General features: G+C 43.2%; 10 protein-coding genes. 8 read left to right on the top strand and 2 right to left on the bottom strand.

Translation table 11 applies throughout. The annotated features are described in order from the left end of the window. Positions 1 to 7 precede the first annotated feature (7 nt). The 4 genes from ABD010_RS02825 to ABD010_RS02810 all read left to right on the top strand — a co-directional run bounded on the left by ABD010_RS02825 (position 8) and on the right by ABD010_RS02810 (position 6,751). Positions 8 to 1,771 carry a glycoside hydrolase family 2 protein gene (locus ABD010_RS02825; protein WP_390350887.1) on the top strand — a complete coding sequence of 588 codons (1,764 nt, stop codon included), beginning with the start codon at positions 8 to 10 and terminating at the stop codon, positions 1,769 to 1,771. A 202-nt stretch (positions 1,772 to 1,973) separates the two neighbouring features. Further along, positions 1,974 to 2,615: a YesL family protein gene (locus ABD010_RS02820; protein ID WP_343810092.1), complete on the top strand. Its 642-nt coding sequence runs from the start codon at positions 1,974 to 1,976 to the stop codon at positions 2,613 to 2,615. 61 nt (positions 2,616 to 2,676) lie between these two features. Beyond that, entirely contained in the window at positions 2,677 to 5,154 is a 2,478-nt protein-coding gene (locus ABD010_RS02815; RefSeq protein ID WP_343810090.1) for a family 43 glycosylhydrolase, read from the top strand. A gap of 43 nt (positions 5,155 to 5,197) precedes the next feature. Then, complete coding sequence (locus ABD010_RS02810) at positions 5,198 to 6,751, top strand: arylsulfatase (protein WP_343810088.1); 1,554 nt, start codon at positions 5,198 to 5,200, stop codon at positions 6,749 to 6,751. A 454-nt stretch (positions 6,752 to 7,205) separates the two neighbouring features. On the opposite strand, the gene ABD010_RS02805 is transcribed toward ABD010_RS02810, so the two are convergent. Both ABD010_RS02805 and ABD010_RS02800 read right to left on the bottom strand, forming a co-directional pair. Beyond that, positions 7,206 to 9,224 carry a fructose-specific PTS transporter subunit EIIC gene (locus ABD010_RS02805; RefSeq protein ID WP_343810086.1) on the bottom strand — a complete coding sequence of 673 codons (2,019 nt, stop codon included), beginning with the start codon at positions 9,222 to 9,224 and terminating at the stop codon, positions 7,206 to 7,208. A 95-nt stretch (positions 9,225 to 9,319) separates the two neighbouring features. Then, a complete protein-coding gene (locus ABD010_RS02800) occupies positions 9,320 to 11,251 on the bottom strand; it encodes a BglG family transcription antiterminator (protein ID WP_343810084.1) in 1,932 nt (643 codons plus the stop codon). Between the two features lie 199 nt (positions 11,252 to 11,450). Between ABD010_RS02800 and ABD010_RS02795 the strand changes: the two genes are divergently transcribed. From ABD010_RS02795 to ABD010_RS02780, 4 genes are all read left to right on the top strand, one after another. After that, positions 11,451 to 12,440: a sugar-binding protein gene (locus ABD010_RS02795; RefSeq protein ID WP_343810082.1), complete on the top strand. Its 990-nt coding sequence runs from the start codon at positions 11,451 to 11,453 to the stop codon at positions 12,438 to 12,440. Further along, complete coding sequence (locus tag ABD010_RS02790) at positions 12,437 to 13,864, top strand: sensor histidine kinase (RefSeq protein ID WP_343810080.1); 1,428 nt, start codon at positions 12,437 to 12,439, stop codon at positions 13,862 to 13,864. Before ABD010_RS02795 ends, ABD010_RS02790 begins: the two co-directional genes overlap by 4 nt. Further along, a complete protein-coding gene (locus ABD010_RS02785; protein ID WP_343810078.1) occupies positions 13,861 to 15,282 on the top strand; it encodes a response regulator transcription factor in 1,422 nt (473 codons plus the stop codon). Before ABD010_RS02790 ends, ABD010_RS02785 begins: the two co-directional genes overlap by 4 nt. Before the next feature lie 125 nt (positions 15,283 to 15,407). Beyond that, on the top strand, positions 15,408 to 16,661 hold the full coding sequence (locus tag ABD010_RS02780) for an ABC transporter substrate-binding protein (protein ID WP_343810177.1): 1,254 nt from the start codon (positions 15,408 to 15,410) through the stop codon (positions 16,659 to 16,661). Positions 16,662 to 16,711 lie beyond the last annotated feature (50 nt).

Genomic DNA, 16,711 nt, shown 5'->3' with positions numbered 1-16,711 from the left:
AGGAGTTATGATTGTGCAAACAGATCAAACCATACCTACGCATTATCCACGACCGCAATTTGAACGAAAAGATTGGATCAATCTTAATGGAAAATGGGATTTTAATTTTGACGACGCGAATATTGGCGAAAGAGAGCAATGGTATAAAAAACATGATTTTGACAGTGAAATTATGGTGCCGTTCACGTATGAAACGAAAGCGAGCGGAATTGGCGAGGAAACCTTTCATCCTTATATTTGGTACCGCCGTTCTTTAGAAATTCCGGAAGAGGGAACCGGTAAAAGAGCCCTCTTGCACTTCAATGCATCTGATTATGTGACAAAAGTATGGGTTGACGGCCAGTTTGTCGGAAGCCATCAAGGCGGTTATACCAAGTTTGCTTTTGATGTAACAGATTACTTGAATCATTCCGGTCATCACGAACTCGTTGTCAAAGTTGAAGACAGCAACAGTTGTTACCAGCCTCGGGGCAAACAGCGCTGGATATCCGAGAATTTCGGGTGTTGGTATGTACAAACAACCGGTATATGGCAGACGGTTTGGCTGGAATTTGTAAATGAACATCATTTGGAATCTGTGAAAATGACGCCGGATATCGATACTAGCTCTGTTTTATTTGAGTATCAATTTGCTGATTCCGCAACTTACAGCAATCTCCGCGTACAAACTGATATTCAGTTTGACGGGAAACCGGTGAAATCATTTAGTCAAACTGTTGACCGTTCATCAATGGAAACGAAAATGAATATCGCAAGCGGAATTGGTGAATGGAAAGTGAAACTCTGGCATCCGAATCATCCTAATTTATATGATGTCACATTTACCCTTTATGATGGAGAATCTGTAGTTGACCAGGTGGAATCTTATTTCGGGATGCGAAAAGTATCGATTGAGAATGGACAGGTGTTGTTGAATAATTCTCCAATCTATCAGAAGTTAATTCTTGACCAGGGGTATTGGCCGGATTCGATGTTAACGCCGCCATCGGATGAGGCGATGATCGAGGATATCGAAAAAACAATGGAGATGGGCTTTAACGGTGTTCGCAAGCACCAGAAAATTGAAGATCCGCGTTTTCTGTATTGGTGTGACAAAAAAGGATTGCTCGTTTGGTCCGAAGCTGCAGCAACTTACGAATTTTCTCAGGAGGCAGTCGATAACTTTACAAAAGAATGGATTGATATCGTCCAGCAAAACTATAATCATCCGTCAATTATTACATGGGTACCTTTCAATGAGTCATGGGGCGTTAAAAACATTTTCACGGATGAAAAGCAGCAGCGGTTTACCGAGGGAATCTACTATTTGACAAAATCGCTTGACTCGATGCGTCCGGTCATTGTCAATGACGGTTGGGAGCATACGGTTTCCGATATTCTTGCGTTACATGATTATGAAGAGTTTGGGGAAGTTTTTGCGGAAAGGTATGCGGACAAAGAAAAGATTATTCATAATGAAAGAACGCACAATCATCATAAGTTTGCAATGGCCAGTGGTTATCACTATCAAGGTCAGCCCATTATCATCAGCGAGTATGGCGGGATTGCGTTCCAGGGAGAAGAAGGCTGGGGATACGGTAATCAGGTCGCTACGGAAGAAGCGTTTTTGCAGCGCTATCAATCTATTACACAGGCGATTAAAGATTGTGCGTATGTCTCGGGCTATTGTTATACACAAATTACGGATGTTCAACAGGAGATCAATGGGTTGCTGACGGAAGACAGGAAGCCAAAGATCAGTCTTGGAAAAATCCGTGAGATTAATAGCTGATTTTAAGTTCCAAGGGCTGGGACAATTTAGCGTAGGAAATATACGTAGACTCCAGCGGGAGGAAAGGCATAGGTGAGACACCGAAGTGCGTATGCACGAGGAGGCTCACCAGCCGCCCGCGGAAAGCGAAGTATATTTCCGGAGCGGTTTTCGATATGTTCCAGTTTTGGCCTTTTACTTTACTACTCTGGGAGGTGGAGGTTTGGAGTTTGGTGGGGTTATGACGCGTGTAAATCAGGCGTGCGAGTGGGTGATGAAACTTGCGATAGCTAATCTGTTATGGATTGGTTTTACGTTGTTGGGGCTTGTTGTTTTAGGGGCAGCCCCGGCGACGGTCGCGCTTTTTTCCATCGTCAGGAAATGGGTGATGGGTGAAACGGATTTTCCGGTTTTGAAAACCTTCTGGAAATATTACCGGAAAGACTTTATTCAATCGAATATTCTCGGTCTGTTTTTCTTCGTGATTGGATTTGTTTTATATGTTGATGTCAGGTTCGTATTAAACTATGAAGGAGTAGGAAATATTGTTCTACTAATCTTGGTAGTGGCGGTATGTGCAGCCTATTTATTGACGGCTGCCTACATCTTTCCGGTGTTTGTCCACTTTGAATCGCCCAGTTTGAAAGGTTACATCAAAAATGCTTTTTTGGTTGGAATTTCACAATTACCGACTACCCTTCTTATGATCGGCGGTCTTTTCCTGTCATATTTCCTATTCCGGTTTTTGCCGGGTAGTTTACTGTTTTACTGTGCGAGTTTGATTAGTTTTTTCCTTTATTATAGTGCGCACCGGGTGTTTTTGAAGCTAGATCGTGCAATGGAGGAGGAAGAGATAGAAGTTTAGTTTACTCTTGGATACTTTTAGCAAAAGCATGCTGGGAAAAGAAACTGTGAAGGAGGTAAAAATGAATTATTATCTGAAAGGATTGTGTTTTGCGTTAATTGTCGCTGCATGTACACTGGGTTTTTCAACGGTGGCATCTGCCTACGAAAACCCAATTATTTTGCCAAATGAGTGGAAATGGGACACCGGCGTCTATTATGGTTCCGGGGATCCTTATATCCTGAAACATAACGGTGTTTATTATATGTATGTCAGCACTGTGGATGACAAGAGCGGTATTAAAGTATGGAGTTCGAACAATCTGGTGGATTGGACTTATGAAGGGCTCAGTACCACCGACCCCGTTACAAAAGCTGCATACGCACCTGAAGTCGTATATTGGAACGGCTACTTTTACATGTATACGTCACCCGGAGGAAATGGCCACTATGTACTAAGAAGTACCAGCCCAACTGGCCCGTTTAAGGTGAAAACAGGGAATATTGGTCATACAATTGACGGACATGTATTTATTGATGATGATGGCCAGTGGTATTTTTACAATGCAAGTGACGCAGGTATTGTTTCTCATCCAATGACCGACCCCTATACAATCGGGAAAGGTACCACTACCGGAAGTTATATGGGCGGCTGGACCGAGGGGGCTACATTGCTTAAGCGGAATGGATTGTATTATATGACCTATACCGGCAATCACGTCTGGAATAGGGGATACAGAGTGAACTATTCAACAAGTGGAAGTCCGCTTACAAATTTTCTTCCGTCCTCTGAAAATCCGATTTTGATTAATACGGAAGGACCGATACATGGTACAGGACATAACAGCATGATTATTGGCCCTGATCTGGACACTTATTATATGGTTTATCACAGTCAGGCAGATCCGGGAAGACACTTTAACCTGGATAAGGTGGTCTGGAACGGTAAAAAAATGGAGGTGCTCGGTCCGACATCCAGTGTGCAGCCGGATCCAGATATGCCGGCCTTCAGTGGTGACTTTTCCAACCGAGATGAGAAAAAGTGGTCGAATATAGAAATATCCAACCTTACATCAAAAGAAAAACAAAACCATAATCCCCACAATAGATGGGAAGGCATGGTAACGAAGAATTTTACAGAGACCAACTTCAGCGCGGAATTTAATTTATTGCAGCTTACTACTGATGAAAAAGGACACCCGCCTGATAGAGTACGAAATCCTGGTTATGGTGTTGTTTTTGCATATCAGGATAACGCGAATTATGGAGTCGCTTTGATCAACAAGAATAATCATCGTTTGCAAACACAATTTGTTGTGAACGGTGAAAAACAAGGGTGGGAGAGTACTTCCTTGCCTGATGATTATGATTACAATGTCCTTCATAACATCCGGGTTAAAAAGGACGGAAAGCAATTCAAAATTTTTATTGACGACATGTTAAAACAAACCCGGAACGCAGACTTGGACGGCGGCAAAATCGGTTATATTGACAGGAATACCAATGCATCGTTTGGATATACCGCATTTAGTAATAAAGTCAATGGAAGCGGTGCCTGGGATACACCGAAACCGGTTCCGGGTACGATAGAAGCGGTCCATTACATGTCGGGCGGTGAAGGTGTCGGCTATCATGACAAGACCAATGAAAATATCGGCGGTATGTACCGTAATGGTGCTGTTGATATTCGCTTAAATCCTGAAGGTGGCTATAATGTCGGATGGAATCAAACAGGGGAGTGGTTGAAGTACAAAGTTAACGTAGCAGAGGCCGGAACCTATGATGTCGATCTGCGTGTGGCGACAACATTTGAAGATGCCAAGATAAGAATTTGGAGCGGATCGCAGAATTTAACAGGAGTTGTGGATGTACCCAACACTGGAGGGTGGAATGATTGGAAAACCTTCACCGTTAAAAACCTTCCACTTGAGGCAGGGGTGCAGCAGCTTAAAGTTGAAATTGTGAAAGGCGAATACGACTTTAAATCAATGGCATTTACAAAGAGTGCTCCTGTACCGACGACTACGCACGACTTTAACGATGGTAACGATGACGGCTGGAAGCGTTACGAGGGTGATATATCAGTTGAAAATGGAAAATATCGTATTGGCGGCAACTATGCAAAGGTATTGACAGGTGAGGATAGCTGGTCCGATTATACAATCGAGACCGACATTGTTATGAAAGACTCCGGTGTTAAAAGCGGAATACTTCTCCGGTCGACTAATCCGGCGGACGGAAGTCATCTTGGGAATTTTAAACATTTTAATCAGGGATATTTCGCCTATATCACAACAAACGGCGTCTATCTTGGAAAAGAAAATTATGGTTGGAACTACCTCACCGGTGTTGCTACCAGTGAACCACTCGAGTTAAACAAGACATACCATATGAAGGTGGTCGTAAACGGTACGAATATTAAAGTGTACCTAGATGATATGAATCGCCCATTGATTGATTATGATGACAATAGCACCGTTCCGTTTACACATGGAAAAGCGGGAGTCCGCACCAGCAACGGAACAGCTGTTTTTGATAATTATAAGATTTATTCTGATTAACGGAACATGATTGTACACAAGGTTATGAAAGGGGATTATAAACTTGACACAAAACAATAAAAAAGTTGACAAGCCGAATATTATTTTGATTTTAGCGGATGATCTTGGATTTTCCGACCTTGGTTGTTATGGAAGTGAAATCAATACCCCAAATCTTGATAAACTCGGGGTAGAAGGGCTTCGGTTCACACAATTTTATAACTCCGCCCGCTGCTGCCCGAGCCGTGCTTCCCTGTTGACGGGGGTTTATCCGCATCAAGCCGGTGTCGGGGAAATGACAGAGGATAAGGAACATCCCGGCTACCGTGGTTATTTGAAAGACGAATCCGTCACGCTGGCAGAAGTTCTGGGCAATGGGGGGTACCATACGTATTTGGCGGGCAAATGGCACGTGGGGAAACGTGGCCCGATTGACCGCGGGTTTGATGATTTTTATGGAATGCTTGGTGGATTTGGGAGTTTTTGGGACGAGAAAAATTATGTTCGCCTACCAGAGGATCGTCCTAAAAGAAATTATTCAGATGGCGAATTTTACGCAACGGATGCAATTACAGATCATGCACTGGACTTTATTGAGGAGTCACGCGGCGATGACAATCCATATTTTCTCTATCTTTCCTATAATGCCCCGCATTTTCCTTTGCAGGCACCGAAAGAGGAAATTGCCAAATATGAAAAGTACTATGAAAGAGGATGGGACCAAATTCGTGAAGAGCGTTTGGCTCGAATGAAAGAATTACAGTTGGTGGATGAACAAATGCCGCTTTCTCCGCGAGCGGAATACTGGGATCGCGATCGCGACATTCAAGGGACTAATCCTGCATGGGAAACCATTGACCCGGATCGTCAAAAGGATTTGGTGCGACGTATGGCGATTTATGCGGCGATGGTGGACCGGATGGATCAAAACATTGGCCGTGTAATTGAAAATCTTCGGGAGCGTGATGAACTGGACGATACCCTTATTCTGTTTTGCTCCGATAATGGTGCTTGTGCGGAATGGGATCCGTGGGGATTTGATGACTGGATTACGACCTCAAATTTTTTACATCGAAAAGAAGACCTTGACCGTATGGGGGGACCGGACTCTTATCACAGTTACGGATCGGGATGGGCGAATGCCTGCAGCACCCCGCTTCGAATGTATAAGCACTACGGCCATGAAGGAGGAATCAGTACGCCCCTGATTGTACACTGGCCGGAAGAGATGAAGAGAAAGGGCCAAATTGATCATCGCCCTGGGCATTTTATTGATTTTATGGCGACCTTCGTTGATATAGCAGGTGTATCCTATCCAGACGAATTTCAAGGAAATGAGATTCTTCCTATGGAGGGGACAAGTTTAGGAGGTGCATTTCAGGGTGATCCACCGCAATCACGAACATTATGCTTCGAACACGAAGGACATTGTGCCATACGCCGGGACAAATGGAAGCTCGTTAAAATAAAGGAGCGGGATTGGGAGCTTTACGATATGGACACCGATCGTACAGAGTTATTCAACATTGCCGCCGATTTTCCCAAATTGGTTGATGAATTGCGGAATGAATGGGAGGACTGGGCGAAGCGGACGAATGTGGATTGGTGGTCGGATTAAGGTTTTGGATAAAGCATGGATCTGGGATTGAGTTGTTATATTGGGTACTAAGAAGATGGACGAAGGGCCGGGCCCTTCGTCCATCGAGCGACCCAGAGTGAAAATCGAGCGACCCAGAGTGAAAATCGAGCGACCCAGAGTGAAAATCGAGCGACCCAGAGTGAAAATCGAGCGACCCAGAGTGAAAATCGAGCGACCCAGAGTGAAAATCGAGCGACCCAGAGTGAAAATCGAGCGACCCATGATTCTGGGTGCATGTCACTCCTCAAAATTTGTCAAATTATGTCGGAACAGAAAAATAATAGTTTATACTCCCCTAATGAAGGGTTGTAACGATAGTAGTTATGAGAAGGAGCTTTTACTAATCCAGATAGCCCAATTTGAAAACAATATTAGGGGAACACCACAAATATAGAAACTCCCGAATTATTCTCGTAATCCGGGAGTTTCTAATTTATTCAACACTTTCCAGCAATTTATAGGCTTCCCCTTTTGTCGTTACATTAAGCAGTTCTTCACGATAGGATTCGTCCATTAATTTTCGGGACAACATCTGCAGTATTTTTAGATGATCGTCTGCTGCTCTTTCTTCGGGAACGGCAATCATGAAAATCAGTTTTGCCTTACTTCCGTCCATGCTGTTCCAATCAATGCCTTCTGAGCTGATGCCGAATGCAACGGCAGGGGTTTCTACGGCTTTCGATTTTGCATGCGGAATGGCGATGCTCATGCCGAGGCCGGTTGTGCTTTCGTTTTCGCGTGCATAGATTGCTTGTTTGAATATTTCATTGGATGAAATAATCCCTTGTGCATCGAGCATGGCGGTTAGTTCATCGATTGCTTCGTCTTGTGTTTTGCTTGTTAACGTAGTGTTGATTAAGTCTTTCGTCAGGATATCCGTCAATTTTGTAATGGTGATTTCTTTTTGGTCATTCACTGCTTTTTCTTCCTGTTTGTTTTTACCAGCGTCCGGTTCTTTTGCCACAGTGTTATCTGTCGGATGACCAGGTTCTGCTGCTGCATTTCCCTCATCATTCACAGCAATACTTTCTTCATCCCCCTTTGCCGCGCTTGGAACTGGGATTACATCTTTTTTCAGGAAATTGACAAGGAATGCGGTGACGATAGCACCAACAGCTGCTGCGACAAAGAACATCAGGACATTGTCAATAGCACCCAGTACGGCAACAATTGGTCCGCCATGGGCAACATGATCCCCGACACCGCCAAGCATGGCAATGACTGAACCTGTCATGGAACCGACCATAATGCTTGGGATGACACGCAATGGATCCTGGGCAGCAAATGGTATTGCTCCTTCTGTAATACCAAATAATCCCATGGTAAATGAAGCTTTTCCGGTTTCTTTTTCTGCTGGGTTGAATTTACGTTTGTTCATGAAAGTAGCAAGCCCCAACCCGAGCGGCGGAATACAGATAGCCGCTGCAATTGCTCCCATGATTTGATAGTTGCCTTCTGCAATCATGGCCGCTCCAAACAGGAAGGCCACCTTGTTAAATGGTCCACCCATATCAACGGCAATCATTGCTCCCAGAATTAATGCCAGCATAATCGAACTTGCTCCCTGCATTCCTTCCAGCCAGCCTGTCAGTCCTTCAAATATACTGGCAACTGGTGCTCCGATGACAAATATCAGGAGTGCGCCGACAATCAAGGTTGCAATAATCGGAATGAAAATAATCGGCATAACAGGCTGTACCGATTTTGGCACTTTCACTTTTTTAATAGCGAGTGCAATATAACCGGCCAGAAATCCAGCGATAATTCCGCCGATAAAGCCTGCACCTGCTTCACTTCCATAAAAACTTCCATTCGCTGCAATATAGCCGCCGACCATACCAGGAACCAATCCGGGACGATCTGCTATACTTACTGCAATGAAGCCGGCTAAAATTGGCACCATAAAACTGAATGAAGCTGCTCCAATTGCTTCAATATGTTTCCAGAATGAATCATCCGGGATGACGATGCCGCCTTCTGTCTGATTTCCTCCGAGAGCCAGTGATATCGCGATTAACAGCCCTCCGACAACGATAAATGGAATCATGTAGGAGACACCATTCATCAAATGGCGATAAATTTGGTTTTCATTCTTTTTCTTTTCTTTTTTAACTTGTTCAGTTGATTTCAAATCACCCTGGTGAACAGGCACATCGCCGCTGTGAACTTTTTCAATCAGTTGTTTCGGATTGCGGATACCTTCCTGCACACCGACAACGAGTAGTTTTTTGCCGGCAAAACGCTCTTTCGAAATATCTTTATCGCTTGCAATAATGATGCCGTCCGCGTCTTCAATGTCCTGTTCGGTCAGTTCATTTTCAGCGCCGATCGAGCCTTGCGTTTCAACTTTTATGTCGATGCCCATTTCTTCGGCGGCTTGTTGCAGGTTCTCTGCTGCCATATACGTATGGGCGATGCCGACCGGGCAAGCGGTTACAGCTAAAATACGCATCGTTTATTCCTCCTATGATTGATTTTCTTCTATTATAATCCCGATTTTTAGCAAAAAAATAATTCATTTTTACCGGAACGATTGGTAAAAATGAATTATTTATCAAAAATAGCCAGGACATCCGTGGCGTTTTCAACCTGTTTTAACTGCTGAATGATATCCGGTTTTTGGCTGATGGAGGCAATTGTCTGCATGAGCGATCTGGCTTTGTGCTGATCTGTTTTGGATATGGCAAGGAGAAACACAATGGACACGAACTGCTCGCCCCATTCAATCGGCTCCTTTAGGATAGCAATCGATATGACGGATTGCTTTACTGATTCCGGGTTGGCGTGGGGAATGGCAATACCACCGCCAATTTCAGTTGAAGCTGACCTTTCCCTGACAAGCGAACTGTGGATGAATGATTTGTTGACATATCCTTTGTCATAGAGGTTGTGGGCAAGCAGTTCGACAATTTCAAACCGGTGTTCCAAATCAACGTTAATGTAAATCGCTTCTTCATCCAGCAGCTGTTCAATCGCTGTGAGTGCATGTTGCTCCGTAACTGTTTCATCGTCCATCGATTGCAAAAAACGGTTCAACTGTCGTTTGTCCTTTTCTTTTAACAATGGGGAAATCTGAATGACCGGAACCATGGAATTCGGCAAATCCGTTGTAGCAATCACAAAATCCGGTTTGTTTTTGACAAGATAAGCGTTTGTTTCGGCCTTATTCAGGCATGCTTCGATTTCAATGTTCTGATAGGTTTGCTCAAGTTTTGCCTGCAGCAGATGGGACATGCCGATCCCAAATTCACAGACAAGAATAGCGTGCTTCGCGGCGACTGTTTCCTTTCGCATTCGCTCGACTGCTGCCTGGAAATGCAATACCAGGTAAGCGGCCTCATCTTCCGGGATATTTAAATCATATGATTTATTAACTTCTTCCAATGCAAAGACCACCATGCTGAACATGTATGGATACGTCTGCTTGATGTCTGTTAACATGGGATTCGAAATTACCAGACCATGGCGGATCCGGTTGAACGTTGACTCTAAATGTGTGTAGAGCCCTTTCAATAAGATGTCGTCGCTTGAAAAATCCTTCATCACCATCAGTTGCATTTGTGTTGTCAGATGCCTGACCATTTCCATGATTTGTTTCGTTTCCGCTGTGTTTTCCGTACGATTCATGTGCTGGCAGCTTTGTAAATGCCAGGTAAAATAAATATGTTCATTATTCGAGAAGGTGATTCGGAGCGTATCCCCAAGCCGTTTTAACAACCACTCCGTTAACCGGGAAGATTCTGAATCCATCCCCCGCTTTATGGTTGAATTATCCATTGTCAACTGTGAACGATTTCTCGTTCGCTGCACCATAACCAGCGCATGGATAAGTAAGCTCTCCGTTTCCCCTTGTGTCAAGTGTAAGGAAAAGATGTTTTGCAAATCCTTCAGCGCTTTTCGAACAGTACCAATTTCATGGGCGGGGAAAAGTTGCAATACATGGTTTCGATCCGGTGCAGTGACCTTGGCGGAAATTAATTCAGTCAGATGAGCAAGCGCATTCCGTTTATTCAATTCACTTCCCTCGATATGATTGCCGATACGCTGTTTGGACACAAGTTTCAGGTCGTACTGTTGGAGCCAGCGGGCAATCGTGTTCAGGTGATTCCGGACAGTCATTTTGTTGGTATACAATGCTTCGGAAAGTGCGGATAATGTTTCCGGTTTTTCACTGACCAGCAATTGATAGGCAATCAGCAGGACTTGTTCGTTTTCGGATGTGCCGGCAGTTTCTGTTTGGTACATGTGTTTCATTAGCTCATCGAGATCTTCTTTGTCGATTATCAAGCCAACACCAATCCCAGGTTTCCGGCTAATTTCAGCAGATGGATATTTTTTTAAAAGAACATCCAATTGCTTTAAATCATTGCGCACCGTCTTTTCGGAACAATTCAATTTAGAAGTCAATGCTTGAATCCTGATTGGCTCGCCCGGGCTTGCCAGTAATAATTGCATTAATGTTTGTTGTCGTTTGTTCATGTTATTCCACCATCCGTCTATTATGATAGCGGAGAATGGGGTGTAGGACAAATGATTGATGGTGGTGTGTTGGTTGTTGCAAGCAGCTGTTTGTTTAAAAACGAAGACAGATAATTCCTAACCCTCTCCTCACGAAAGCGATATCATGGTAAACTGTATATTACACTTTAGGTCTGTTCCGTATGTGGGGGATTAAATAATGAGCAATTCCAGATTGTTTCTGTATACATTATGCGGGGTTATTTTTTGTATAAGTTTTATAGGTATGATTATTTATGGCTATAAAACGTTTTTTATTGAAACGAAAAAGGTGGAATCGGAAAATTATACTTATCATTTTGCATTGATAGCTGAAGAGGCGGATAACGCGTACTGGCGTTTAATTGAGAAGGGCGCTGAAAAGGCTGCTTCTAAACATGATATTTACCTGGAGTATCTTGCACCGACAAGGGCGGATAATGATAAACTGCTAAAACTTCTGGACCGGATGATATCGGCTAAGGTGGACGGGATCATCGTTCAAGGTGTTGAAGGCGAGCGGTTTGTCGACCTTGTTCATAAAGGTGTGGAACGGGAAATACCGATTATTACAGTGGATACGGATGTCCCGGGCAGTGAGCGTAAGGCATATGTTGGAACAGACAATTATCGGGCGGGAAAGTTAGCTGGTAAAGCTGTTATCCAACATACGACTGGGGAGCAGTATGTTGGCATTGTCATGGGAAGATTTGATGCCATTAACCAGAAAAGGCGATTGGAAGGTTTTAAACAGGCAATCAAAGATGTTCCCCGTATCCATATTGCCGCAATGAATGAATCCAATATTACATCCATTGGTGCTGCGCAGGCGGCATATTCCCTGTTGAAAGAAAATCCATCCATCACTGCCTTTGTGGGGATGAGTGCACTGGATGGAATTGGCATTGTGGAGGGGGTACAGGAGATCGCGCCGGAAAAAAACGTCACCATCATTTCCTTTGATCTCATGCCGGAAACACGCAAATTAATTCGGGAAGGAAAAATTGATGCCACGATCGCTCAATATCCCAGGAAGATGGGAACGAAGGCGGTAAACGTTTTAATGGAGCTGCAGAAACATGATCTGCTTGATAACGAGATGTTCACGGGTACGAAAGTGATTGAAAAAGAGGACTTACATTCTATAAAAAATGATGGTGAGTCAAAATGAGAACAATACGAGGCAAGTTGATTGTTTACTTTTTTGTGTTTATTTTTCTATTTCAGATAACTGCTGTTTCCATTTTTGTCAGCTCCACTGCGTTAACCAATACATATAATGATAGTTTTCAGCGTTTTTTGCTGTTGAATAAACTATCAAACCATGCATCTGAACTCTATTCAACGACAAAATCATTTGTGAATGAACCAAACTCCCAACATTCCAAGGCTTATTTTCAAACAAAATCGAAGCTGGAGGATAATATTGATCAGCTGACCGAATCCTTTTACTATATCGACACGATTGAAATGAAAAATTACATAAATTTGATTGAGACATTTATCCATGAAACCGATCTGACAGTTGGGTTTGTATTACGGGATGATACGGAACAGTACATGAATCACCTGGAAGAAGCAGGACACGCTTCGGACTATATTGCAGAATCAACGCTGGAAATTATTAAGTTGGAGTTGACTGCCTATCAGTCTTTTTATGAAGATTTGCAGTTACGCAATCAAAACTTCCTGTTGTTTATTTTATTTCTGTTCCTGACAACGATTATGCTCGCAATCTTTTTTGCCATGTGGTTTTCAAAAGGAATTACCCGGCCATTGGGGAAGCTTTCTGCAGCGGCGGAGGAAGTCTCCAGAGGTGAACTGCAGGGTGAGCCGGTGAGTATACGAACAAATGATGAGCTGCGGCTGCTTGGTGATACGTTCAACCAGATGCGTTCCAATATTCATCAACTGTTTGAAGAAGTGCAGGATCAGTCAGAGCTTGATCGCCTTGTAAAGGAAATGGAACTTAAACACCTGCAGAATCAGGTGAACCCGCATTTTCTGTTTAATACGTTGAACACCATTTCGAAAATGGCCTATTTGGAGGATGCCAAATCCACTTCCGGTTTAATAGATTCAGCTGCAGCACTATTGCGGCACAGTCTTGGCGAAATTGACCGTAGCATTTCACTGAAAAATGAGGTGAAAATTGTGCAAGATTATTTTCATATCCAACAAGTACGGTTTTCTGAACGGGTCACGTTCCAACTAGAAGTGGACGAATCTTGTCTTGACATTGAAATACCCCAGTTGACATTACAGCCATTGGTTGAAAATGCCTTCATTCATGGAATTGAGGAACAAGAGGAAGGCGGTACAATTTCGCTTGTTATTTTTCAAAGAGAAGCAACTGTTGTTGTGGAAATTCGCGATGATGGTGCTGGGATGGATGAGGACAAAATAGATCAAATCATTTCGCTGACGAAGCAAGAGGATCATATTGGCCATTCCACCGGCATTGGACTGGCTAACGTGATTAGAAGACTGCAGTTGTTTTACCAGACAGACCATATTATCGAAATGGAATCGGAACCGGGTCGTGGAACCGTAATCAGGCTGTTGCTGCCAATGGAGATGGAGGGCTGGAAATGAAGATTCTGATTGCTGAGGATGAATTGCTGGAACGTAAAGCAATGCGTAAATTTCTGGAAGATAACTTTAATGAGCTGGAAGAAATCAGTGAGGCGGCGAATGGCAGAGAAGCGATTGAGCAGGCAGCAATTTTTGAGCCTGATATTATTTTTATGGATATTAAAATGCCTGGAATTAATGGGCTGGAGGCAATTGAAAAGATACAGAACACCCTGCCGTCCATTAAGTTTATCTTAGTATCTGCCTATGATTCGTTTGATTTTGCAAAACAGGCGATGCATTACGGGGTGAAAGAATATATTTTAAAGCCGGGTAAAAAGACGGAAATTGTCGCGTCGATTTTACGGGTGAAAAAAGAACTTGCGTATGAGGCAAAGGAAATGGCCGAAAAAAGAAGTCTGATTGAAGAAAGGTTTATTTCCAAATTGATGCAGCACCAGTCCTTTGATAAAGAGGGATATCATCTGTTGAAGGAATACTTTCCGACGTTTCAATGCGGTTATTTTCTGGTGCTTCAACAGGGTGACCCTGTTGATGAGGCTGACGTGCGAACGAAACTGGACAAGCATATTGAACACCCGTTTATTGTGAACCCCGCTGATGGGAGGGTTACGTGTTGTGTTTTGGCAAGTTCAGCGTTAAACAAGTCGGAAATATTGATGCAGGCACGCAAGATTCAATTGGAATTCGGTGATTGTTTTCTTGGATTAGGTTATGCCTATTCAACGATGGAAAGCCTTTCGAAATCTTACCATGAGGCGCTTACTGCTATGTATCAGCTGACAAGGCAACATAACCGAAAATATGGCTTCGTTGAGGTTACGGAGGAAAAGGATAATCGAATGGATGTCATTGTTCAGCTTCTGGATGAAATGGAAAAAGGCAATGAGCATGAATCTGCACGGTGTTTTACGGAGAACCGGGAGTTATTTTCCCCGGATGATCTTGAAGAACTGTATTTTAATGTGAAGCAATTAATGGAGGAACATCATCTTTCACTGCCGGATTCGTCGATTACGGAATTGAAATCAGACGAATCATGGCAGCAGTTCATTACGCTTTGCTGTCTGACGTTTCAGGAATATTATCAATCCAATCAATTGATGGAAAAGGTAAAGGATTATATTGACGAACATTACAAGGATGGAATTACGCTGGAGGAGATGGCAGAACATGTGGGGTTAAGCCCGAATTATTTTTCAAACGTATTCAAGAAGGCGTTTGGGAATACATTTGTCGAATATGTAACAGAGAAGCGAATGAAAGAGGCCAAATATTTGCTGATGGAAAATGACTATTCGTTAAAGGAAATATGCTACATGCTCGGCTATCATGACCCGAATTATTTCAGCAGGGTATTTAAAAAGCATTACAGCATGTCTCCGAAAAAATACCAGCAGGAAATCTTTAAAAAATGAAGACAATCATAAAAAAGTACAGATTTTGAAGACCTGCCATTATTCTGAAAATTATATAATGTTAATTGACAGCGTTACCAATAAACGAGGGGGTAGGTTTTTTGAAGAAATCATATGGTTTTCTAATGTTGGTAGCATTAGCACTGGTACTTGCTGCATGCAGCGGTTCAGACGATGCAAAAGGAAGTTCGGATGGGGGAGAAAAATCAAACACTGTTGAGATTTTCAGCTGGTGGACTGGTGCTGGTGAAGAAGCTGGGCTGCTTGCGTTAATTGATGCGTTTGAGAAAAAGTATCCGGAAATTAAAGTGGAGAATGCAGCGGTTGCCGGAGGGGCTGGTACCAATGCGAAAGCAGTACTTGCTACCCGGATGCAGGGTAATGATCCGCCATCCACATTTCAGGTACATGGCGGGGATGAATTGAACGAAGGCTGGGTGGCAGCCGGCAAAATGGAGCCGCTGAATGATCTGTATGAAAAGAATGGGTGGAAAGATAAGTTTCCTGAAGAATTAATTGATTTGGTAAGTAAAGATGGAAAGATTTATTCCGTACCGGTAAATATCCATCGCGGAAATGTTATTTTCTACAATAAGAAAGTGTTTGAGGAACATAACATTAAAGAACCAACGACTTTGGATGAGTTCTTTGCTGCAGCTGAAAAGTTAAAAGAAGCAGGCGTTACCCCAATGGCGTTGGGTGACAAAAACTCCTGGCCGGCAACGCAAATTTTTGAAAATACGCTGTTAAGTGTTCTTGGTCCGGATGATTACAAGAAATTGTTTGAAGGGGAAATACCTTGGGATGATGAACGTGTCGTGAAAGCGGCAGAGAAGTTTGGAAAAATCCTTGATTATGTGAATGAAGATCATTCTGCCCGTAACTGGCAGGACTCCGCGCAGCTTGTTGCCGACGGGGAAGCTGCCATGCTGAATATGGGTGACTGGGCAAAAGGGTACTTTTCAAACGACCTGAAGATGAAAACGAATAAAGACTTTGGTTATTTTGAATTCCCTGGAACGAAAGGCGAATTTGCCGTTATTACCGATACATTTGGGCTGCCAAAAGGGATAGAAAATAAAAAAGATGTCAAGAAGTTCCTGACATTTCTTGGTTCCACCAAGGCACAGGATATTTTCAATCCGCTTAAAGGATCGATTCCGGCCCGTACAGATGCGGATGAATCAAAATATGATGCATATGGAAAAGAAGCAATGAAAGATTTTAAAGATTCACGATTGGTACCAAGTCTGGCGCACGGTTCTGCCGCAGCTGCAGGATTCCTGACAAAGGCCAATCAGGCAGTGAATATTTTTGTGACACAGCGTGATGTTGATACGTTTATTAAAGCATTAAAAGCTGCATCATCTGAAATGTAAGTGATTGAACCCTGAGGCTGCCTGAAATTGGGGGCAGCCTTTTAATTTTT

Origin of the sequence: Virgibacillus siamensis, from assembly GCF_039522605.1 — a bacterium.
GTDB classification, from domain to species: Bacteria; Bacillota; Bacilli; order Bacillales; family Amphibacillaceae; genus Lentibacillus; species Lentibacillus siamensis.
This window is presented reverse-complemented; position numbering and strand designations above follow the sequence as displayed.

Excerpts from the sequence above, each read along its gene's own strand:
- ABD010_RS02800 (WP_343810084.1), bottom strand. The coding sequence starts at position 11,251 with ATGAACAAACGACAACAAACATTAATGCAATTATTACTGGCAAGCCCG.
- ABD010_RS02805 (WP_343810086.1), bottom strand. The coding sequence starts at position 9,224 with ATGCGTATTTTAGCTGTAACCGCTTGCCCGGTCGGCATCGCCCATACG.
- ABD010_RS02795 (WP_343810082.1), top strand. The coding sequence starts at position 11,451 with ATGAGCAATTCCAGATTGTTTCTGTATACATTATGCGGGGTTATTTTT.
- ABD010_RS02790 (WP_343810080.1), top strand. The coding sequence starts at position 12,437 with ATGAGAACAATACGAGGCAAGTTGATTGTTTACTTTTTTGTGTTTATT.
- ABD010_RS02785 (WP_343810078.1), top strand. The coding sequence starts at position 13,861 with ATGAAGATTCTGATTGCTGAGGATGAATTGCTGGAACGTAAAGCAATG.
- ABD010_RS02780 (WP_343810177.1), top strand. The coding sequence starts at position 15,408 with ATGTTGGTAGCATTAGCACTGGTACTTGCTGCATGCAGCGGTTCAGAC.
- ABD010_RS02825 (WP_390350887.1), top strand. The coding sequence starts at position 8 with ATGATTGTGCAAACAGATCAAACCATACCTACGCATTATCCACGACCG.
- ABD010_RS02815 (WP_343810090.1), top strand. The coding sequence starts at position 2,677 with ATGAATTATTATCTGAAAGGATTGTGTTTTGCGTTAATTGTCGCTGCA.